This window comes from Amycolatopsis roodepoortensis, from assembly GCF_024628825.1.
GTDB lineage: Bacteria > Actinomycetota > Actinomycetes > Mycobacteriales > Pseudonocardiaceae > Amycolatopsis > Amycolatopsis roodepoortensis.
On sequence record NZ_CP102415.1, the window covers coordinates 7,474,326 to 7,493,896 of the forward strand.

Sequence of the window (19,571 nt, forward strand, 5' to 3'; positions counted from 1 at the left end):
CAGAGGACGAAACGCGGCCTAGGCGAGGTCGCCCCGGAGCCGGAATTCGGCCTCGACGCGGTCTCGCGAGGCGTCGGTGGCGAGCAGGGTGTGCAGCAGGAGCCGGGATTTGCGCGGGTCCAGCCAGCCCGCCATGGTCGCGCCCATCGCGATCAGATCCGATTCGGAACCGCGGAAGCCGTAGGTGCCGCGGAACGTCGGCCCGGCGCCGGTGCGGCCGGCGACCACGATCGGCACCTCCGGCAGGACCCGCTCGATCACTTCGGCGGACCCCGCCGAAACGTGCCCGGCGCCGTTCGCGGCGAGCACCACCCCCTTCACCCCGGCCTTGACCAGCGTTTCCAGGAGCTCGCCGGTGTCCTCGACACCGCTCTCGACGATCGGCACCAGCCCGGAGAAGTCCGCGTTCGCCAACGACAACGCCGGCGGGCGGGCGGCGACCGGGTGGAAGTAGTGCACCAAGCCCTCGCTGAGCAGCGCGAGCGGTCCGGCGGGATTCGAGGAGAACGCCTCGACGTGGCTCGAATGCGTTTTGCGCACCCAGCGCGCGGCGTGGACGTCGTCGTTGAACGCGACCAGCGAGCCGCGGCCCCGGCTGCGGGGATCGGCGGCGACGGTCAGCGCGGCGAGGATGTTCCCCGCGCCGTCGGCGCTGGGCAGGCTGGGATTGCGCATCGCGCCGGTGATCACGATCGGCGCCTCGGAGGCCCACGTCAGCTCGAAGAAGTACGCGGTCTCTTCGAGCGTGTCCGTGCCCTGGACCACGACGACGCCGTCAGCGCCCTCGTCGACCGCCTTGGCCGCCCAGTTCCGTGTCCTGATCAAGGTCGCGAAATCCATCGAGGCGCTGGAAATCCCCGCGAGCGTCTCGGCGCGGACGTCCATCTCGAGGTTCTCGTCAAGGTCGCCGAGCAGGTCGGCGGCGGTGAGCCGGGGGACGGCGTGGTCCTCACCGTCGCCGGGGACCATCGAGATGGTGCCGCCCAGGGCGGCGACGGCGACAAGAGGCCGGTTTTCAGGGGAGACGCTCATGAGGACATTCTTCCAAAACTCACGACACTCGACCGGCCACGCCACCGCCGCCCTTTGCGCGGCCGCTGAAGTACATGAAGGCCCCCTTCCTTGCGCCAGGCGCAAGGAAGGGGGCCTTCATGTACTGCTGGGTGCCGGGCCTGGCCATCATGTCGCGAAAGCCACTTTCGAGACGTCTGGTGTCCCGAAAGTGGCTTTCGCGACACCACCTCTAGCACCCCAGGCCTGCACGGACCGACGCTCATCAGCCTTTCACGGCTTCGAGCGTGAAACTCGCCGCCAGCCGCCGCGGGTCCTCCGTCAGCCGCCATTCCTCGGTCGCCTCGTTCAGGGTCATGAACCCGGGCAGCGCGTTCCACGGCACGCTGTCGTGCTCCACCAGCCGCGTCAGCGTGAGCCCGGCGTCGAGCAGCGAGGTGACGATCTCGCCGAGCCCGTGGTTCCACTCGTGCGTCCGGTTGTGCTGGAACGAAACGTCGGTGTCCACATAGGTCCCCGGTTCGTCGAACACCAGCGGTTCGGCATGCTCGAAGTACGGGTAGCGCGGCGTGATGAGCGGCTGCGTCTCGTCGAGAGTGCCCAGCATCGGGTGCATGTCGCGGATGAACAGCCGTCCGCCTGGCTTCAGCAGCTTCCCGACGACCTGCCCCCAGCGGGCGATGTCCGGCAGCCAGCAGAGCGCGCCGATCCCCGTGTAGACGAGGTCGAATTCCCCGGTGCCCAGCACGTCGGCGGCACTGTACACATCGGACTCGTGGTAGTCGATCTCCGCGCCGGTCTCGGCGGCCAGCCCTCGCGCGATCTCCAGCGCGGGCGCGGAAAAGTCGAGGCCGGTCATCCGTGCGCCGAGGCGGGACAGCGAAAGCGTGTCCGTGCCGATATGGCACTGCAGGTGCACTCCGCGGGCGCCGGAGACGTCGCCGAGCAGCGGCCGGTCGAAGGTGACCACACCGCTGAGGTGCGCCGGGTCCGCGACGAACTTCTTGTAGCCGTAGTCCGCCGAAGCGGCGTGGGCCGGAGCGCGTTCGTCCCAGTTCGCCCGGTTGACCGTCAGGTAGTCCGTCACGAGGTGGCGGCCTTCTCGGCGGCGCTGCGCAGCACGCAGAATTCGTTGCCCTCGGGGTCGGCGAGGACCGCCCAGCCGGTGCCGTCCGGGTTGCGCCGGTCGTGCAGGAGGGTCGCGCCGAGTTTCAGCAGGCGCTCCACCTCCTCGTCGCGCGGGATGTCCGGCGTGAGGCAGAGATGGATCCGGTTCTTCACCGTCTTCGGTTCGGGGACCTGCCCGAAGAACAGCGTGACTCCGTTGTCCATCTCGATGATCGCTTCGGGATCACCCGGCACGTCGTCGTCGGCCATCGGCTTGCCGACGACGCCGCTCCAGAACCGGCCCAGTTCGTAGGCGTCGGCGCAGTCGAAGAAGAAGTTCTGTACGACAGAGGTCATGACGCCGCAGTCTGCCTGAGCTCGCGAAGCCCGGCCAACGGTTTAAGCGAGCCGCAGCCCAGGCGACCGGTGCACCTGCCGTTCCGCGTCGATGACCAGCACCTGGCAGCCCGGTTGCGAGGCGACCCAGGCGATCCCCTCGGTGCCCATCGCGAAAGCGGCCGTGGCGAGGGAATCCGCGGTGACGAGGTCGCCGGCGGCCACCGTGACGCTCAGCAGCCCGGTGGGCGGGCGCCCGGTCCGTCCGTCCAGGATGTGCGCGCCACGCTCGTATTCCGCCGAGGTCGCGACCGCGCCACCGGAGGATTCGACCACGGCGCAGATCGCGTCGGGCCGCTCGGGATGCCGGATGCCGACCCGCCAGGCGCGGCCGGGTTCCGGTTCACCGGAGGTGACCACGTCCCCGCCCGCGTTGACACAGAACACGTCCAGGCCCTCGGCCAGCAACGACGCCGCCGCCCGCTGCACCGCCCAGCCCTTCACCACCGCGTTCGGATCGAGCCGCCGCCCGGGGAGCCGGGCGGTGAAGGCCCCACCGGACAACCGTTCGTAGTGATCGCACAACGACAGGATCTCCAGGAGATCGTCGCTCAGTTCCGACGGCGTGAGCTCGCCGCGGTCGTAGCGGCAGACCTCGCTGTCCGCCTTGAACGGGCTGAACCGCGCGTCGACCTCCCGCAGCCAGCCGAAAACGCCGTCGATCGCGTGCTCGGCGAGTTCGCCGCCCGCCCGGACGTCGACCGAGACCGGCAGCCCCATCACCTGTTCGACGCGGTTCATCTGGCGTCCAGCGCCGCCTGCAGGGATTTGACGTACGACTCGCTCGTCGACGTCGCCCCGGAGACGGTGTCGATGTCGGCGCTCTGCGCGGTCAGCGTCTCCGCCTGCAGGACCGGGATCGCCGCGACCCCGCGGCCGCTCGTCGGCCGTTGCAGCAGGCGGACTTCGGAGATCCTGTCCTCGGCCGAGATCACCAGCCGCACCTGGACGGTGCCGTACCGGTTACTCTCCACCGAACCGTCGACGGTGCGTTCGGACCCTTCCGAGGCGCCACCGTCCGAAGAGGACACGGTGGACGGGGCGGGCGCGGCGACGGCCACGGTCTCCGAGCCGAGCGGACCCGGTTCGTACAGCCAGACACCGAGGAAACCGGCGGCCGAAAGGGCGACCGTGGCGGCGACGATGGTCTTCTTCATGATCGGGGCTCCCTGACTCAGGCGGCGAGGCTGAAGCGTTCGGCGTGGACCTGCTGGGACGGCACCCGCAGCTCCCGAAGGCTGCGCAACGTCGCCGAGGTCATCCCCGGCGGGCCGCAGACGAAGACGTCCCGGTCGGCGATGTCCGGCACCATCCGCCGCAGGTTGGGCGCGCCGAGGACCGGACCGGCCTGATCGGACGGTCCACTGAGGACCCGGACGACCGCGCCGCGTGCCCGCGCCAGCCCGGTCAGCTCGGGCAGGAGGACGGCGTCGCGCTGGTCGCGGACGCGGTAGAGCACCACGACGTGTCCGGAGATCTCCTCCAGCAGCGCTCGGATCGGCGTGATCCCGACACCGCCCGCGACGAGCAACGCGTCCGTTTTCCGTTGGTGCATCGTGGTGAACGCGCCGTACGGGCCTTCGGCGAACACCCGGGTGCCGACCTTCAGCGACCGCAGGGACGCGCTGCCGTCACCGGCGGCCTTCGCGGTCAGGCGCAGGGTGCGGCCGTCCGGCGCGGCCGACAGCGAGAACGGGTTCGCCTGCCACCAGCGATCCCGGGTCATGAAGCGCCACAGGAAGAACTGGCCTGCCCGCGCGGGCATCTTGTCGAGATGCTTCCCGGAGATGTACACCGAGACGACGTCATGGGATTCGGGGACGACGGCGACGACCTTCAACCGGTGACGCAGGTTACGCGCCAGCGGCAGCACCACCCGGCCGGCGACGACGGAGCCGAGCGCGACACCCCACACCGCCCACCAGTAGGCCCGCGCCCCCGGCGACGACGCGAACGATCCGCCCAGCGCGATCTGATGGCTGAACGCCAGCACGACCGCGGCATAGGTGTAGAGGTGGAGGAAATGCCAGGTCTCGTACGCCAGACGGCGCCGGGCGAACCGGGCGGAGACGGCGCCGACGAGCAGGATCAGCGCGAACGCGACGACCGCGCGCAGGATCCCCTCCAGTTTGGTCACCATCGTGACGAACTCCTCGGCCACGCCGTTGTCCTCGACCTGCGCGTAGCCGAAGACGATGAACACGAAGTGGGCGAGCAGCGTCCACAGCAGGGCGAACCCGGTCCAGCGGTGCCAGCCGGTGAGCCGGTCCATGCCGAGGCGGCGGTCGAACCACGGCAGCCTGGCGACCAGCAGCAGCTGGAACGCCATCGCCAGCGCCCCGTACAGCCCGGCGAGCCTGCCGATGCTGATGAGCACGTTGTCCGAGGGCCCGGCGGCGAAGAAGAGCATGGTCACGGCGGCCACGTTGGCGCCGAGGAAGAGGAAGAGCCCGGCGCGCGCGGCGATCCTGGGACGGATCGCCGGGCGCGGTCTCGCGGCGGTCTGCGTCATGGTGGTCACACGTGGCCCCTTCCGGTCCGGTTCAAGTACGGAGCCTGCTGTGCCAACCTGTGACCTTTCTTGGCGGAAGCTGTCGGCTTCCTGTCGTGTGCGCTCCCGCCTCGCCCTCGCGCGCGCGTTCACGGAGGATGGCGTGGTGAACACCGAGAACCCCGTCCGCCTGCTGGTGGTGGACGACGAGCCGCATATCGCCGACCTGGTGGCCACCGTCGCCCGCTACGAGGGCTGGCAGGCCGTCACCGCCGGATCGGGGGAGGCCGCGCTGGCCAAGGCCGCCGAATTCGGGCCCGACATCGTCGTGCTCGACCTGATGCTGCCCGGGATCGACGGGTTCACCGTGCTGGACAAGCTCCGCGAGTCCGGGACGGCGGTGCCCGTGGTCTTCCTGACCGCGAAGGACGCGACCGCGGACCGGGTCGCCGGGCTCACCCGCGGCGGTGACGACTACCTCGTGAAGCCGTTCTCCGTCGAGGAACTGATGGCCCGGCTGCGCGCCGTTCTGCGGCGGAGCACCAACCAGGCCAAGGCGGCGGTGCTGCGGGTCGGTGACCTGACCCTGAACGAGGACACCCGCGAGGTCGCGCGCGCCGGCGTGCCCGCCGAGCTGACCCCGACCGAGTACGAACTGCTGCGCTACCTCATGCGGCGTTCGCCTTCGGTGCTGACCAAGGCGCAGATCCTCGACCACGTCTGGGAATACGACTTCGGCGGCCGGTCCAATGTGGTCGAACTCGTCATCTCGCATCTGCGCCGCAAACTCGACACGGGCGGCGAACCGCTGATCCACACCGTGCGCGGGGTCGGCTACGTCGTCCGGCAGGCGGCGAGATGAAGATGTTGCGCCGGTGGTTCGACGCCTGGCGCCGGTCGAGGCTGGGCACCCGGCTGGCGCTCGGGCTCGGCGCGCTGGCGCTGGTCGTGTTCGCCGTCGTCGGGACCGTGATGGTCGGCATCATGAAGGGCTATCTGAACGACCGGCTCGACGAGCAGCTCGCCAAGACCCAGATCAGCCAGGTGCCGTCGCTGCGCACCACGCACGGCGGGAAGCCGCAGCAGGCGTACGGCTGGTTCTCGGCGGTTTTCGCGGTGCGGGACGGCGACGCGCAGCCGCAGGCGGGCGGTTCCCTGCCGCCGGACACGAAGGCACTGGCGAAGGTCGCCGAGGACGCGACGCGGACCGAGGTCCTGCGCACCGTCTACATCGAGGACAAGGGCACCTACCGGGTCCGGGCCTGCCCGATCGAACCGGCGCAGAACATCGTGCTGGTCAGCGCCGCGCCGCAGGCCGATCTGGACCGGACGGTCAGCCAGCTGATCATGGTCGAGGTCGTCGCGTTCCTGCTGGCGTTGGCGGTGCTGGTGATAGTGGGGCGGCTGGTGCTGCGGCGCGGGCTGCGCCCGCTGAGCGACATGGCCGAGACGGCGCACGACATCGCTTCGCACGACCTCACCACGAACGCCGATCTCCCGGTGCGCGCGCAGGCGAGCGGCGGCGGTGCCGAAGTCGAGGAGCTGCGGACGGCGTTCAACGTGATGCTGGCGCACCTCGATTCCTCGCTGGTCGCGCGCCGGGAGGCCAACGAACGGCTGCGGCGGTTCATCGCCGACGCCTCCCACGAACTGCGCACGCCGCTGACGTCGATCCGGGGCTACGCCGAGCTTTTCCGCTACGCCGCGGCGAACGAACCCGCCGAACGCGAGGCGCATCTGTCGAAGATCCGGGAAGAGACGCAGCGGATGAGCGTGCTCGTCGACGATCTCCTGCTCCTCGCGCGTCTCGACGCGCCGGAGACCGAGGCGCCGCTGCGGCTGGTCGGCGTCGATGTCGCCGAGCTGATCACCGACGCGGGGGAGGCCTTCGCCGCCGGCCGCCCGGAGCATCCGCTGAGCATCGGCGCGCTCCCGGAAGGTGTTGTCCTGCAAGCGGATCCGGTGCGGCTGCGGCAGGTGCTGGACAATCTGCTCGCCAACGCCGCGGTGCACACCCCGCCGGGGACTCCGGTCACGTTGTCGGCCACGGCTTCGGACTCGGAGGTCGTCCTGCGGGTGAGCGACGCCGGGCCCGGGATCCCGCCGGAGGCGCGGGAGCGGATCTTCGACCGGTTCTACCGGGTCGACACCGCCCGCACCCGCGGCAACGGCGGGACCGGGCTCGGGCTTTCGGTGGTGCTCTCGCTGGTTTCGGCGCACGGCGGGACGATCGAGGTCGAGAGCGTGCCGGGGGCGACGACGTTCACCGTGCGGCTGCCGCGCCACCGCTGAGTTCATCCCAGGTGCCGTGGCCAAGGGTGCGGTCGTGTCGTCCGGTCAATCACGCGAGATCGCCGGTGCTGGACCTCGTGACGTCGCGAAAGCCACTTTCGCGACCCAGCCGGCCAGGATCCGCACTGCGCACGGACTCACGAGGCCCGCTACCCGACGCGCCGCTTCACGTGGTCCGGCACCGTCCACTCACTGACGAGATCCGCCGACGGCTCCGGCTCCCCGAACACGGTCCGCACCGGCAGCACCCCCGCCCACGAGAGATCGGCCGCGACCTCGTCCTCGGGATCGTCGGGACCCTCGGCGCGCATCTTCACCGACGCCTCGGTGAGGTCCAGCTCCAGCACCGAAACGGACGCGAACTCCTTCGCGTTGACGTCCCTCGCGTGCTCCCACGAACCGGGCGCGAGGTGGTCGGTCAGCACGCGTAGGCCGTGCATCTTGCGCTCGCGATCGGTGACGGCGGCCGCCCTGCCCAGGATCACCGCGCTGCGGTAGTTCATCGAGTGGTTGTTGACCGAGCGCGCGTAGACGATGCCGTCGAGCAGGGTCACCGTGACGCAGACCTCGACGCCGTCGGAGTCGCGCATACTCCTCGCGCCGGTCGATCCGTGCAGGTAGAGCGTGTCGCCGTCGCGTCCGTAGCCGGTCGGGATGACCAGCGGGACGCCGTCGCGCACGACACCGAGGTGGCAGACCAGGCCTTCGTCGAGCACCGAGTACAGCGCCGAACGGTCGGTGAGGGCGCGGTTCTTCTTGCGGCCGAGGGTGGTCCGGTCGGTGGGAGAGAGCGGGGTCGACATGGGAGCAGTCTCACCCACGAGAGTGGCCTGTAATAATGTCCAATTCTCCTATACTTGAGAAGGCCACTTCCCGTAAAGCGCGGAGTACACCATGTCCGACACCGCTCTGCCGGTCAGTCTCGACCGCGATTCGCTCGTCCCGCTCGCGGTCCAGCTGGCCGACGCGTTGCGCGCGGCCGCGGGCGACGGACATCTGCGCGGCGGCGACAGGTTGCCCTCGACCAGGGCGCTCGCGAGCCGTCTCGGCGTCAGCCGCACGGTGACGTCGGCGGCGTACGAACAGCTTCACGCGGAGGGCTGGATCGCCGGCCGCCACGGCTCCGGCACGTATGTCACCACCACGCCGCCCGCGGACCGGCCCTCGAAAGGGCCCGCGCCCGGCATCCCCGCCGAGCCGCCCACGCTGGTCGACCTCACGCCGGGCGTCCCGTGGGCCGACGGTATCGAGAAGGCCGCCTGGCGCCGCGCGTGGCGGGCCGCCGCCGACCCGCGCCCGACCTACCGCGAGGACAGGGCCGGTCTGCCCGCGTACCGGGACGCGGTGTCCGAGCATCTGCTGCGCCACCGCGGCCTCGCCGCCGGAACGGTGCTCGCGACCGGCGGGACGACGGCCGCGGTGATCGAACTCGCGGGCGCGATGCTCTCGCGCGGTGACCGGGTCGCGATCGAGGAGCCGGGTTACCAGCGCGCGGTGCAGGCGTTCCGGCGGGCGGGGATGGAGGTCGTGCCCGTCCCGGTCGACGAGGAGGGCCTGCGCCCGGACGCCGTCCCCGAGGACGTCCGCGCCGTGTACTGCTCGCCCGCGCACCAGTATCCGCTCGGGAGCCGGATGAGCGCTTCCCGCCGCGTCGACCTGGTCGAGCTCGCGCGCGCCAACGGCATGCTGGTGATCGAGGACGACTACGACGGTGAGCTGCGGTTCGACGTCGCGCCGCTGCCGTTGCTGGCCGCGCTCGCGCCCGACGTCGTCGCGCATCTGGGGACCACGAGCAAGATCCTCACGCCGGCCCTGGGCGCGGGCTGGATGGTCGCGCCGTCGCAGGTCGCGGCCGCGGTCCTGGAGTACCGCGAAGCGACCGGGACCCGCCCTTCGCCCGCCGGGCAGCGCGTGCTCGCCGAACTGGCGCGACACGGCGATCTGGGCCGGCATCTGCGGAAACTCCGGCGGGAACTGTCGGAGCGCCGGTCACTGGTTTCGGCCGCGCTGACGTCGGCGGGGATCCCGGTGCTCGGCGACGACGCGGGCGCGCATCTGGTCGTCCCGTGCGGCTCGGCGGCCGACGAGGCGGCGCGGATGGCGGCGGCGGAACGCGCCGGGATCCGGCTCGACGGGCTGGCCCGGCATTTCGCCGGGACGCCGACGGTGTTCGGGAACCTCATCGGCTACGCGGGCTGCTCGCGCGAGGCGCTGCATTCCGCGCTCAAACCGCTGATCCCCGTGCTCGCTTGACCTCCAGCGAACTGGAGGTCATAGCTTGCGATCATGCGTGAGATCAGAGTGTCCCGGTTCGGCGATCCCGGCGTCCTGGAGCAGGTCGAAGTGCCCACCCCCGAACCGGCGGAGGGTGAACTCCGCGTCGCGGTGACTGCGTCCGGGGTCGGCTGGCTCGACGCTCTCATCCGGCGGGGTGACGGTCCCGACGTGTTCGCGGTCGAGCCGCCGTTCGTGCCGGGCGGGTCGGTGGCGGGCACCGTCGACGCGGTGGGTGCCGGTGTCGACGCGGCCTGGCTGGGCAAGCAGGTCCTCACCCACGCGCCCGGTGGGTACGGCGGGGGATACGCGGACACGGTCGTCGCGCTGCCGGACGACACGTTCGTGATTCCCGACGGGCTGGATCCCCTGCACGCCGTGGCCCTGTTCGACGACGGCAGTACCGCGCTGGCGTTGCTGGAGAAGACTCCGGTCTCCCCGGGGGAGCGGATCCTGGTGGCGCCCGGCGTCGGCGGCCTCGGCAGCGTGCTGGTGCAGCTCGCCCGCGCGGCGGGCGCGACCGTCTTCGCGGCGGTCCGTGGCGACGAAAAGGCGGCGATCGCGCGGAAACTGGGGGCCGAGCCGGTCGACTACTCGGCGGCGGACTGGACGGGTGAGGTCCTCGCCCTCACCGGCGGCCACCGGCTGGACGTGGTCTTCGACGGCGTCGGCGGCGAACTCGGCGCGGCCTCGCTCGCGTTGCTGAGGAACGGCGGCCGCTTCTCCGGCTACGGCATGTCCAGCGGCGCGGAGACCGTGATCGGCGACGCCGACCGCGCCCGGCTGTCCGTCGTGGACATGGCGCAGCTGGTCGGGTTCTGGCCCGACAACCCGCGCCGGGTCCGGGAAGTGCTGCGGCAGGCGGCCGACGGGAAGCTGACGCCGGTCATCGGCCGGACGTACCCGCTGGCGGAGGCGGCCGCCGCGCACTCGGACATCGAGGCGCGGCGGTACACCGGCAAGAGTCTTCTGCTGCCTTGATCAGAACCGCAGCGGCACCGCGGGGAGATTGGCGGCGATGACCTCGGAAACGGTCTGGAGCGGCCCGGTCCCCGCGGTGTTCGGCACGGTGAGCGCCGTGTAGACGGGACGGTCCACCACGAACCACGTCGCGGTGCCCTCACCCTCGACCTGCAGCCACTGGACGCCGTTGATCGTCCGCAGCTGCGAGGTCCGGGTGAGCTCCGGCGGCTTGCCGAGACCGCACCGCAGGACCACCGGGTCGCCGGTGCCCCAGCCGATCGTCGCCTCGGGGGCGGGATCGGCCAGCTTCCGCCGGACCAGCGTGTTCCCGGACGACGTGAGCTCGTGCGGGAGCGCGCCGACGAGTTTCGCGCATTCGGGTGACCCCGACTGAGGCGCCGGGACCGGGACGAGCGGGAGCGGACCGTCGGCGGCCGGGGCGTCGGATTCCGCGCCGCGGGTCAGCCCGAAGACGGCCACGCCCGCGAAGAGCAGGATCGCCAGGCAGGCGGCCGCGATCAGCAGGGGTTTCGGCGGTGCGCCGGTGTCCGTGTCAGCCACCGGACAACTACACCACTCGTCACAGGTGGACGACCGGGCAGGTCAGCGTCCGCGTGATGCCCTCCACGTTCTGCACCTTGGCGACCACGAGCTGGCCCAGCTGGTCGACGGTGTCGGCCGCGGCCTTGACGATGACGTCGTACGGTCCGGTGACATCCTCCGAACTGGTGACACCGGGGATGGTGGAGATCTCCGCGGCGACCGCGGCCGCTTTGCCGACCTCGGTCTGGATGAGGATGTATGCGTGGACCACGGCGCGCCCCTTCGTAAAAGTCGGCTCAAGGTAGGAACGTTGTAGCAACGTATCGCCAGCCCCGGGAAAAACCTAGGGCTTCCGACTATCGGTGATCGATATTTGTCCGGACAAGGGAAAGTGGAGGTGACGGGTGTCACCGAACGACGGCACGGTCGCCGGGACCGGTGAATTCCGGTTGATCGAGGCGGTGACCGCCGGCCGGAAACAGCCGGAGACGACACTGCTCGGACCGGGGGACGACGCGGCCGTCGTGGCCACCCCGGACGGCCGGACGGTGGCCACCACCGACGTCCTCGTGCAGGGCGTCCATTTCCGGCTCGACTGGTCCAGCGCCGAGCAGGTGGGGCGCAAGGCGGTCGCGGTGAACCTCACCGACATCGCCGCCATGGGCGCGCGCCCGACGTCCGTCCTCATGGGATTCGCGTGCCCGTCGGACACGCCGACGTCACTCGTCACCGAACTCACCCAGGGCATGTGGCTCGAAGCCGACCGCGCGGGGATCGGGATCGTCGGCGGCGACATGGTGCGCGCCGACCAGATCGTGATCAGTGTCACCGCCCTCGGCGACCTCGGCGGCCGGGAACCGGTGACCCGGTCCGGCGCGCGTCCCGGCGACGTCGTCGCGGTCTGCGGGCGGCTCGGCTGGGCGGCCGCCGGGCTCGCCGTGCTCGGGCGCGGGTTCCGGTCACCGGTCAGCGTGGTGAACGCGCAGCGCTGCCCGGAGCCGGACTACGAGGCGGGTATCCGCGCGGCCGACGGCGGCGCGACGTCGATGATCGACGTGTCCGACGGGCTCCTGTCCGACCTCGGCCATATCGCCGAGGCGTCCGGCGTCGGGATCGACGTGCGGACGGCGGATCTCGACGTGTCGAGCAGGCTGACCGAGGTCGGCACCGCGCTCGGCGCCGACCCGCTGAAATGGGTGCTCACCGGCGGCGAGGACCACGCGTTCGCGGCGACCTTCCCCGCCTTCGCCGACCTGCCGGAGGGCTGGACCGAGATCGGCGTCGTCACCATGCCGGATTCGGGGGTGACGGTGGACGGGAAGCGGTACGGGCACGACAGCGGCTGGCAGCACTGGCGCTAGGAGCGTGAGGCCCACCAGGTCGATTCCGCGGCGGCGGTGAAGCCGAGCGATTCGTACAGCGGCCTGCCCAGCCGGGACGCGGTGAGGGTGACCGGCAGCCCCGCCAGCGGGGCGAGGGAGCCGAGCATCACCGCTCGTCCCACGCCGCGCGAGCGGAAGGCGTCCGGCGTGCCGACCCAGTAGTGGCTGCCGAAGCCGTTGTCGACGACGGTGACGCACGCCCCGGCGACCTCGCCGTCGAGCCGCGCGATGTACACCTCGACGCCCGGCTGGTCGAGGATGGTCGTGGGGAACATCTCACCCGGCCGGAAACGCGCTAGTTCGAAGGCTTCGATCACCACGCGTTCGGCCGCCAGGAGGTCGGTCTCCTCGCGTACCCGGACCACTTCCATCATGGGGCCGGCGACCGGGGAGGGCGGGCGCAGCATGACCGGCATCCGCCAGCTCCGCATGTCCCCGAGATGGTTCAGATCGGTGACACTGAAGGGATCCTCGGCCTCCACGGACCCCGTCGCCCGTGCGGCGAGCTCGGTGACTTCCGCCAGTTCACCCGCGGTAAGGCCGGGCTCCTGGATCAGGACACGCAGCCCCGCGCGTCCGCCGTCGACGGCGAGAAAGCCGCGGCGGCGGATCACCTCGTGGCCGCGGGAACGGCCGGTCGCCGCCCAGAACGCGGCGGAATTGCGTGCCTGGCGCAGGGGAGCCTCGGCGAGGCCGGTGACGGACGGTTCGATCGGCATGAGCGCGAATCTACTTTGGGGGATGGCGAGTCTTCTCGCTAATCTCGCGCTCATGGACCTTCGTGTGCTGGCCTACGACCACCCCGACGCGGTGAAACTGCTGGCCGAAGCGCAGCTCGAACTGGCCGCCCGGTACGGCAGCGAAGACGAGACACCGATGGACGCGGCGCAGTTCGCCCCGCCGAGGGGGCTGTTCATCGCCGCCTATCTCGACGACGTCCCGGTCGCTTGCGGTGCCTGGCGGGCACACGACGGGCCGGAACCCCTGTTGCCGGGCGACGCCGAGATGAAACGGGTGTTCGTGATGGCTTCGGCGCGAGGCCGCGGATTGGCGAGGGCGATCCTCGCCGATCTGGAACGGACGGCTGCCGAGGCCGGACGGCTGCGCATGGTGCTGGAGACCGGCGACAAGCAGCCGGAGGCCATCGCGCTGTACGAATCGTCCGGATACCGGGAGATCCCGGGTTTCGGATACTACAAGGACGAGCCGGAAAGCATCTGCTACGGCAAGCCGCTGGTCTAGGAGAACGCATGCCGATCTACGCACTGGGCGACCTCGAACCGTCGATCCACCCGGACGCCTACGTCCACCCCGACGCGACGGTGATCGGCGACGTCCGGATCGCGGCGTTCGCGTCGGTGTGGCCGCAGACCGTGCTGCGCGGCGACCACGGGTACATCGAGATCGGCGAGCGGTCCAACGTCCAGGACGGCTGCGTCCTGCACTGCACCCGCAAGGAGCCGACGATCATCGGGAAATCCTCCGCCGTCGGGCACTCGGTGCACATCGAAGGCGCGCGCATCGGCGAGGGCTGCCTGATCGCGTCGGGATCGGTGGTGCTGAACGGAACCGTCGTCGAGGACGGCGGGATGGTCGGCGCCGGCGCGGTCCTCTCCTACGGGTCCTATGTGGACAGTGGGCATATCGCGCTCGGCGTCCCGGCGAAGACGCGGCCGAACACGTCGTTCGGGCCGGACAAGATCAAGCTGGTCGTCGACGGTTATGTCGAGCGTGCCGCGAGGTTCCGGGTCGAACTCCGGCGGCTCGACGGACGTGAGTAAGCTCGCACGCCGTGACCGCACGACCGCTGCAGGACATCGTCGAAGCAGGCTGGGCGAAGGCCCTCGAACCGGTGGCGCCGCAGGTCGCCGCGATGGGGGAGTTCCTCCGCGCGGAGATCGCCGCGGGCCGGACCTATCTCCCGGCGGGTGAACACGTGCTGCGGGCGTTCCAGCAGCCGTTCCACGACGTGCGGGTGCTGATCGTCGGCCAGGACCCGTACCCGACGCCCGGGCACGCCGTCGGGCTGAGCTTCTCGGTGGCGCCGGACGTCCGGCCGATCCCGAAGAGCCTGATCAACATCTACAAGGAGTACTGCGAGGACCTCGGGCACCCGCTGCCGTCGAACGGGGACCTGACGCCGTGGGCCGACCAAGGGGTCCTGCTGCTCAACAGGTCGCTGACGGTGCAGCCGGGGAAGTCGAACTCGCACCAGGGCAAGGGCTGGGAAGCGGTCACCGAGCAGGCCATCAAGGCCCTCGCCGCCCGGGACGAGCCGATGGTGGCGATCCTGTGGGGCCGCAACGCGCGGAACCTTAAGCCGATGCTGGGGAAGGTGCCGTGCATCGAGTCGGCGCACCCGAGCCCGCTCTCGGCGCACGCCGGCTTCTTCGGGTCGCGGCCCTTCAGCCGGGCGAACCAGCTGCTGGAGCAGCAGGGCGCCGGTCCCGTGGACTGGAAGCTCCCCTGATCCTCTTGTGTTGCGCGTGAAGGCCCCCTTCCCTCGGCTCAGCCGAGGGAAGGGGGCCTTCACGCGCTTCGGTGGCGGCAGTGAGAGCAGTGACCGGTGTGACTCCTGAGGTTTCGCCGAAGTCCGTGAAGGCCTCCTTCACCGCCTTCAGGGTAGGGAAGGAGGCCTTCACTACGCCTGGGTGCACGGGGTGTCGAGCCAGGCGTTGAGCGGCAGTCCGAACGGGATCAGTCCTGGGCTGGGGTGGGCGCTTCGGAGTACGTGAAGGACCCCTTCCTGTACCTAGGCGCAAGGATGGGGTCCTTCATGTACTCGGGAAGGTGTGAAGGCCGAGTTTCCTCGGCTCAGCCGAGGGAAGGGGGCCTTCACGCGCCGTCGTTGTGACTGGTGGTGCTACAGAGTCGCGTGGGAAATGCCTTCACGGACTTGGCACAAGCACAAAAAAATGGCGGGTGCTCCGGAGAGCACCCGCCATTCCCCAAAAACCCGGCTCAGCCGCGAACGACCTTGCCCGCCTTGATGCACGAGGTGCAGGCGTTCAGGCGCTTGCGCTGGGACAGACCGATCTTGGCGTGAACGGTCTGGATGTTCGGGTTCCACCGGCGGTTGGTACGCCGGTGGGAGTGCGAGACCGACTTGCCAAAGCCCGGTCCCTTGCCACAGACGTCGCACACGGCAGCCACGTCGAACTCCTCTGGATCTGGGACAAAGAATGACGCGCCCAGCATGCTGGGCAACTCGACCATAGTAACCAGTGGCTCAGAGCCCTCCGGCACCGGGTCGATACCCTCGCTGGAACAGCTAGGAGGTTACGGGGTGCGGGTGCTCGACGTGGCGGCGGTGTCGGCCTGGTCGGCGGCCTGTGTGCACAGCTTGGCGGTGCTCCGGCCGGCGATCGACGGCATCAACGTCTACCCGGTCGCCGACTCCGACACCGGCTCCAACCTGCTGTTCACCATGACCGCGGCCCGCGACGCGCTGGCGGAGGCCGACCCGGCGACGACCGCCGAGGCGCTGTCGGCGTTCGCCAAGGGCGCGGTTGCCGCGGCCAAGGGCAATTCGGGCGTGATCATGTCGCAGGTCGTGCGCGGGATCGCCGAGTCGGCGGCCGCGAGGGAGCTCGACGGGCCGGGGCTCGCGGAGGCGCTGGGCTGCGCGGACAAGGCCGCCACCGGCGCGGTGAGCCGCCCGGTGGCCGGGACCATCCTGACCGTCCTCCACACCGTCGCCGCGGCCGTCCGTGACGCGACAGGCTCACTCGAAGAGGTGGCCGCCGAGGCGTCGCGCGTCGCCGCCGAAGCCCTCGAAGAGACCCCGAAGCAGCTGCCCGTCCTGGCGGTGGCCGGCGTGGTCGACGCGGGCGCCCGCGGCCTCGTCGCGGTCCTCGACGCCCTGCACGGCGTGATTTCCGGCGGCCTCACCGAGCCGGAGCACCCGCTCGAGGCGCATCACCATCACACGATCGAGGCGCCGACGGCGTGGGAGGTCATGTACCTGCTCGACGGCGTCGACGAGACCAGCCTTCCCGGGCTTCGCAAGACCCTCAGCGGCCTCGGCGACAGCGTCACGGTCGCCGGGGACGGCGCCGGCGCGTACGCCGTCCACGTCCACTGCGCGGACATCGGCGCGGCGCTGGAGGCCGGCATCGAGCTCGGCCGCCCCCGCCGGGTCCGGGTCGAGCCGCTGATCACGCCCACCCCGGTCGAGGTCGGCGGCGGGATCGACCGTTCGGTGGTCGCCGTGGTCCACGGCGGGCCGCTGGCCGAACTCCTCCGCGCGGAGGGGGTGGCGGTGCTTTCGGTCCCGCAGGGGGCCGAGCCGACGGTCGAGGAGATGCTGGGCCTGATCAACGAGGCCGCCGGGCATCACGTCACCGTCCTTCCCGGCGGTCAGGAGCTGACCGCGGCGGCCGACGCGGCCGCGGGGCACGCGATGGCCGCGGATCGCGACGTCGTCGTCATCCCGTGCGTTTCACCCGTCCAGGTGCTCGCCGCGCTGGCCGTCCACGACCAGGACCGCCGCACCAACGACGACGTGGTCGCGATGGCCGAGGCGGCCGCCGCCACCAGGCGTGGCGAACTGAGGATCGCGCAGGAGGAGTCGCTAACCTGGGTGGGCCGGGCGCAGGCCGGTGACGTCGTCGGCCTCGTCGACGGCGAGGTCGTGCTGATCGAGCCCGCGCCCGCCTCGGAGACGAGCCTGGTCGCGGCGGCGGTCGGCGTGCTGAACCGGATGCTGGCCCTCGGCGGCGAGCTGGTCACCGTGCTGACCGGGCTGGACGCGCCCGTCCGGCTCCCCGGTGAGCTGGCCGATCAGCTGCGCCTGGAGCATCCCGAGGTCGAAGTGACGAGTTACGCGGGCGGCCAGACCGACGCCGTGCTGCTGATGGGGGTGGAGTGACCGCATGACCAACCTGCGCGCGGACCTCAAGCTGGTCGTCGGCGCGGCGACGGCGAAGGCGCTCGCCAAGGGCCTCAAGATCGAGACGGTCAGCGACCTCCTGCGGCACTACCCGCGCCGGTACGCCGAACGCGGTCAGCTCACCGACATCGCCGGGCTCGAACTCGGCGAGCACGCCACCGTGATGGCGCGCATCGAGCGGGTCAACAAGCGCCGGATGAAGGCGCGCAACGGCACCCTGCTCGAAATGGTGATCACCGACGGCAAACGCCGCCTGCAGTGCACCTTCTTCAACCAGGCCTGGCGCGAAAAGGAGCTCGTGCCCGGCAAGAACGGCCTCTTCGCGGGCAAGGTCACCGCCTTCCGCGACGTCCTGCAGCTGGCGAACCCCGAGTACGAACTGTTCGACGCCGAGCGCCAGGCCGAGGCGATGGACGACTTCCTCGCCGAGATCATCCCGGTGTACCCGGCGGCGCAGGGGATCCCGACCTGGGTGATCGCCAAGGCCGTGCGGCAGGTGCTGGACGTGCTGGAGGTCGACGAGGACCCGATGCCGATCGAGCTGCTCGCCCGGTACGGCCTGCCCAGCCTGGAAAGCGCGCTGCGCGGCATCCACCGCCCGTCGAGCTGGCAGGCGCTGAACTCCGCGCGGGACCGGCTCAAATGGGACGAAGCCATGGCCGTGCAGCTGATCTTCGCGCAGCGCAGGCATTCTCTGGTCTCGCGGCCCGCGAAAGCCTGTCCGCACACCGACGGCGGCATCCTCGACGCCTTCGACAAGCGGCTCCCGTTCGCGCTGACGGCGGGCCAGCAAGAGATCGGTGAGGAGATCGCCCGCGATCTGTCCACCGAGCATCCGATGAACCGGCTGCTGCAGGGCGAGGTCGGTTCCGGAAAGACCGTGGTCGCGTTGCGCGCCATGCTGCAGGTCGTCGATTCCGGGCGGCAGGCGGCGATGCTCGCGCCGACGGAGGTCCTCGCCGCGCAGCACGCCCGGTCGCTGCGCGAGATGCTCGGCGACCTCGGGCAGGCGGGCGAGCTCGGCGGCGCGGAGAACGCGACGCGCGTGACCCTGCTGACCGGGTCGATGGGCGCCAAGGAACGCAAGAAGGCGTTGCTGGAGACGGTCAGCGGCGAGGCCGGGATCATCGTCGGCACGCACGCGCTCATCCAGGACACGGTGTCCTTCGCCGATCTCGGCCTGGTCGTGGTCGACGAGCAGCACCGCTTCGGCGTGGAGCAGCGGGACGCGCTGCGCTCCCGCGGCGCCGACGAGACCAGCCCGCACGTGCTCGTCATGACGGCGACGCCCATCCCGCGCACGGTCGCGATGACGGTCTACGGCGATCTGGAGATCTCCGCGCTGCGCGAGATGCCGGTCGGCCGGTCGCCGATCAAGACGTCGGTGGTGCCGGTCGCGGAGCGGCCCGCCTGGCTGGACCGGGCGTGGCAGCGGGTCCGGGAGGAATGCGGCAAGGGCCACCAGGCGTACATCGTCTGCCCGCGGATCGGCGACGAACCGGCGTCGGACAAGGGCGACAAGCGGCCCGCGCTCGCGGTCCTCGACGTGGCGCCCGAGCTGGCCGAAGGACCGTTGAAGGGCCTGAAGATCGGGGTCCTGCACGGCAGGATGCCCGCGGACGACAAGGACGCCGTGATGCGGGCGTTCTCCAAGGGTGATCTGGACGTGCTCGTCGCCACCACCGTGATCGAGGTCGGCGTCAACGTGCCGAACGCGACCGCGATGGTGATCATGGACGCCGACCGGTTCGGCATCAGCCAGCTGCACCAGCTGCGCGGGCGGGTCGGCCGGGGCAGCGTGCCGGGGCTGTGCCTGCTGGTCACCGAAACCCTGGACGGGACCACAACCCGCGAGCGGCTGGCCGCCGTCGAGTCCACGACGGACGGCTTCGAACTGTCCAGAATGGACCTGGAACTGCGCCGCGAGGGCGACATCCTCGGCGCCGCGCAGTCGGGGAAGAAGTCGACCCTGAAACTGCTGTCGCTGCTGCGCGACGAGGACGTCATCGCCGAGGCGAGGGCCCGCGCGTTGGAAATCGTCGAAAAGGACCCTGCCTTGGGTAACTACTTGGGGCTGGCGCACATGATCGCGGACGTCGTCGACGAAGATCGCGTGGAGTACCTGGAAAAAAGCTGACGTGAACAGCTCTGCCCGATCGGACCTTGCCGCCGGACGGGCTCAGGGGCTTTCCTCGTTCCGTACGGGCGAGGGAGGCCGGGG

The 19,571-nt window shown here is 70.7% G+C and carries 21 protein-coding genes; 10 read left to right on the forward strand and 11 right to left on the reverse strand.

The window, feature by feature from the left end; genetic code table 11:
* Positions 1-18 precede the first annotated feature (18 nt).
* The 6 genes from NQK81_RS35980 to NQK81_RS36005 form a co-directional block, all read right to left on the reverse strand.
* Positions 19-1,032 (reverse strand): asparaginase, encoded by a 1,014-nt coding sequence (locus NQK81_RS35980; RefSeq protein ID WP_257485040.1) that lies wholly within the window; start codon positions 1,030-1,032, stop codon positions 19-21.
* A gap of 244 nt (positions 1,033-1,276) precedes the next feature.
* Complete coding sequence (locus NQK81_RS35985) at positions 1,277-2,098, reverse strand: class I SAM-dependent methyltransferase (RefSeq protein ID WP_257485041.1); 822 nt, start codon at positions 2,096-2,098, stop codon at positions 1,277-1,279.
* A complete protein-coding gene (locus NQK81_RS35990; protein ID WP_126733590.1) occupies positions 2,095-2,475 on the reverse strand; it encodes a VOC family protein in 381 nt (126 codons plus the stop codon). The genes NQK81_RS35985 and NQK81_RS35990 overlap by 4 nt, the downstream gene beginning before the upstream one ends.
* Positions 2,476-2,517: 42 nt before the next feature.
* The gene (locus tag NQK81_RS35995) at positions 2,518-3,255 is read right to left on the reverse strand and encodes an FAD:protein FMN transferase (protein ID WP_257485042.1); all 738 of its coding nucleotides are present in this window, start codon (positions 3,253-3,255) and stop codon (positions 2,518-2,520) included.
* Positions 3,252-3,671, reverse strand: coding sequence for an FMN-binding protein (locus NQK81_RS36000; RefSeq protein WP_257485043.1), 420 nt, complete (start codon positions 3,669-3,671; stop codon positions 3,252-3,254). The genes NQK81_RS35995 and NQK81_RS36000 overlap by 4 nt, the downstream gene beginning before the upstream one ends.
* Positions 3,672-3,688: 17 nt before the next feature.
* The gene (locus NQK81_RS36005) at positions 3,689-5,035 is read right to left on the reverse strand and encodes a ferredoxin reductase family protein (RefSeq protein ID WP_257485044.1); all 1,347 of its coding nucleotides are present in this window, start codon (positions 5,033-5,035) and stop codon (positions 3,689-3,691) included.
* A gap of 136 nt (positions 5,036-5,171) precedes the next feature.
* Between NQK81_RS36005 and NQK81_RS36010 the strand changes: the two genes are divergently transcribed.
* Together NQK81_RS36010 and NQK81_RS36015 are read left to right on the forward strand one after the other, a co-directional pair.
* On the forward strand, positions 5,172-5,867 hold the full coding sequence (locus NQK81_RS36010) for a response regulator transcription factor (RefSeq protein ID WP_126733630.1): 696 nt from the start codon (positions 5,172-5,174) through the stop codon (positions 5,865-5,867).
* Complete coding sequence (locus NQK81_RS36015) at positions 5,864-7,297, forward strand: sensor histidine kinase (RefSeq protein ID WP_257485045.1); 1,434 nt, start codon at positions 5,864-5,866, stop codon at positions 7,295-7,297. The genes NQK81_RS36010 and NQK81_RS36015 overlap by 4 nt, the downstream gene beginning before the upstream one ends.
* Before the next feature lie 149 nt (positions 7,298-7,446).
* Here NQK81_RS36015 and NQK81_RS36020 read toward each other — a convergent pair whose 3' ends face one another.
* Positions 7,447-8,100 (reverse strand): pyridoxamine 5'-phosphate oxidase family protein, encoded by a 654-nt coding sequence (locus NQK81_RS36020; protein ID WP_257485046.1) that lies wholly within the window; start codon positions 8,098-8,100, stop codon positions 7,447-7,449.
* Between the two features lie 91 nt (positions 8,101-8,191).
* On the opposite strand from NQK81_RS36020, the gene pdxR reads away from it, so the two are divergent.
* Together pdxR and NQK81_RS36030 are read left to right on the forward strand one after the other, a co-directional pair.
* Complete coding sequence (pdxR, locus tag NQK81_RS36025) at positions 8,192-9,550, forward strand: MocR-like pyridoxine biosynthesis transcription factor PdxR (RefSeq protein WP_257485047.1); 1,359 nt, start codon at positions 8,192-8,194, stop codon at positions 9,548-9,550.
* A gap of 33 nt (positions 9,551-9,583) precedes the next feature.
* Positions 9,584-10,552, forward strand: a complete 969-nt coding sequence (locus NQK81_RS36030; protein ID WP_257485048.1) for a zinc-binding dehydrogenase — start codon at positions 9,584-9,586, stop codon at positions 10,550-10,552.
* On the opposite strand, the gene NQK81_RS36035 is transcribed toward NQK81_RS36030, so the two are convergent.
* Both NQK81_RS36035 and NQK81_RS36040 read right to left on the reverse strand, forming a co-directional pair.
* Positions 10,553-11,095, reverse strand: a complete 543-nt coding sequence (locus tag NQK81_RS36035) for a DUF3515 domain-containing protein (protein ID WP_257485049.1) — start codon at positions 11,093-11,095, stop codon at positions 10,553-10,555.
* Between the two features lie 19 nt (positions 11,096-11,114).
* Positions 11,115-11,348, reverse strand: a complete 234-nt coding sequence (locus NQK81_RS36040; protein WP_007031456.1) for an Lrp/AsnC family transcriptional regulator — start codon at positions 11,346-11,348, stop codon at positions 11,115-11,117.
* A 133-nt stretch (positions 11,349-11,481) separates the two neighbouring features.
* On the opposite strand from NQK81_RS36040, the gene NQK81_RS36045 reads away from it, so the two are divergent.
* Positions 11,482-12,438 (forward strand): thiamine-phosphate kinase, encoded by a 957-nt coding sequence (locus NQK81_RS36045; RefSeq protein ID WP_126733582.1) that lies wholly within the window; start codon positions 11,482-11,484, stop codon positions 12,436-12,438.
* On the opposite strand, the gene NQK81_RS36050 is transcribed toward NQK81_RS36045, so the two are convergent.
* Positions 12,435-13,178, reverse strand: a complete 744-nt coding sequence (locus NQK81_RS36050; protein ID WP_257485050.1) for a GNAT family protein — start codon at positions 13,176-13,178, stop codon at positions 12,435-12,437. The genes NQK81_RS36045 and NQK81_RS36050 overlap by 4 nt on opposite strands.
* A gap of 52 nt (positions 13,179-13,230) precedes the next feature.
* On the opposite strand from NQK81_RS36050, the gene NQK81_RS36055 reads away from it, so the two are divergent.
* Genes NQK81_RS36055 through NQK81_RS36065 form a run of 3 tightly spaced genes read left to right on the forward strand, consistent with a single transcriptional unit; the run spans position 13,231 to position 14,929 of the window.
* Complete coding sequence (locus NQK81_RS36055) at positions 13,231-13,701, forward strand: GNAT family N-acetyltransferase (protein ID WP_192742791.1); 471 nt, start codon at positions 13,231-13,233, stop codon at positions 13,699-13,701.
* Positions 13,702-13,709: 8 nt separating this feature from the next.
* Positions 13,710-14,240: a gamma carbonic anhydrase family protein gene (locus NQK81_RS36060; protein ID WP_257485051.1), complete on the forward strand. Its 531-nt coding sequence runs from the start codon at positions 13,710-13,712 to the stop codon at positions 14,238-14,240.
* 11 nt (positions 14,241-14,251) lie between these two features.
* Positions 14,252-14,929, forward strand: a complete 678-nt coding sequence (locus tag NQK81_RS36065) for a uracil-DNA glycosylase (protein WP_192742789.1) — start codon at positions 14,252-14,254, stop codon at positions 14,927-14,929.
* A 491-nt stretch (positions 14,930-15,420) separates the two neighbouring features.
* Here the strand turns inward: NQK81_RS36065 and rpmB are convergent, their stop codons facing one another.
* Positions 15,421-15,612, reverse strand: a complete 192-nt coding sequence (gene rpmB, locus NQK81_RS36070) for a 50S ribosomal protein L28 (RefSeq protein WP_007031450.1) — start codon at positions 15,610-15,612, stop codon at positions 15,421-15,423.
* Between the two features lie 133 nt (positions 15,613-15,745).
* Here rpmB and NQK81_RS36075 point away from each other — a divergent pair, with 133 nt between their 5' ends.
* Together NQK81_RS36075 and recG are read left to right on the forward strand one after the other, a co-directional pair.
* A complete protein-coding gene (locus NQK81_RS36075) occupies positions 15,746-17,329 on the forward strand; it encodes a DAK2 domain-containing protein (RefSeq protein ID WP_257485052.1) in 1,584 nt (527 codons plus the stop codon).
* A gap of 4 nt (positions 17,330-17,333) precedes the next feature.
* Positions 17,334-19,487, forward strand: coding sequence for an ATP-dependent DNA helicase RecG (gene recG, locus NQK81_RS36080; protein WP_257485053.1), 2,154 nt, complete (start codon positions 17,334-17,336; stop codon positions 19,485-19,487).
* Positions 19,488-19,571 lie beyond the last annotated feature (84 nt).

Coding starts and splice junctions, on each gene's coding strand:
- NQK81_RS35980 (WP_257485040.1), bottom strand. CDS start 1,032: ATGAGCGTCTCCCCTGAAAACCGGCCTCTTGTCGCCGTCGCCGCCCTG.
- NQK81_RS35990 (WP_126733590.1), bottom strand. CDS start 2,475: ATGACCTCTGTCGTACAGAACTTCTTCTTCGACTGCGCCGACGCCTAC.
- NQK81_RS35995 (WP_257485042.1), bottom strand. CDS start 3,255: ATGAACCGCGTCGAACAGGTGATGGGGCTGCCGGTCTCGGTCGACGTC.
- NQK81_RS36000 (WP_257485043.1), bottom strand. CDS start 3,671: ATGAAGAAGACCATCGTCGCCGCCACGGTCGCCCTTTCGGCCGCCGGT.
- NQK81_RS36015 (WP_257485045.1), top strand. CDS start 5,864: ATGAAGATGTTGCGCCGGTGGTTCGACGCCTGGCGCCGGTCGAGGCTG.
- NQK81_RS36020 (WP_257485046.1), bottom strand. CDS start 8,100: ATGTCGACCCCGCTCTCTCCCACCGACCGGACCACCCTCGGCCGCAAG.
- pdxR (WP_257485047.1), top strand. CDS start 8,192: ATGTCCGACACCGCTCTGCCGGTCAGTCTCGACCGCGATTCGCTCGTC.
- NQK81_RS36030 (WP_257485048.1), top strand. CDS start 9,584: ATGCGTGAGATCAGAGTGTCCCGGTTCGGCGATCCCGGCGTCCTGGAG.
- NQK81_RS36050 (WP_257485050.1), bottom strand. CDS start 13,178: ATGCCGATCGAACCGTCCGTCACCGGCCTCGCCGAGGCTCCCCTGCGC.
- NQK81_RS36055 (WP_192742791.1), top strand. CDS start 13,231: ATGGACCTTCGTGTGCTGGCCTACGACCACCCCGACGCGGTGAAACTG.
- NQK81_RS36060 (WP_257485051.1), top strand. CDS start 13,710: ATGCCGATCTACGCACTGGGCGACCTCGAACCGTCGATCCACCCGGAC.
- recG (WP_257485053.1), top strand. CDS start 17,334: ATGACCAACCTGCGCGCGGACCTCAAGCTGGTCGTCGGCGCGGCGACG.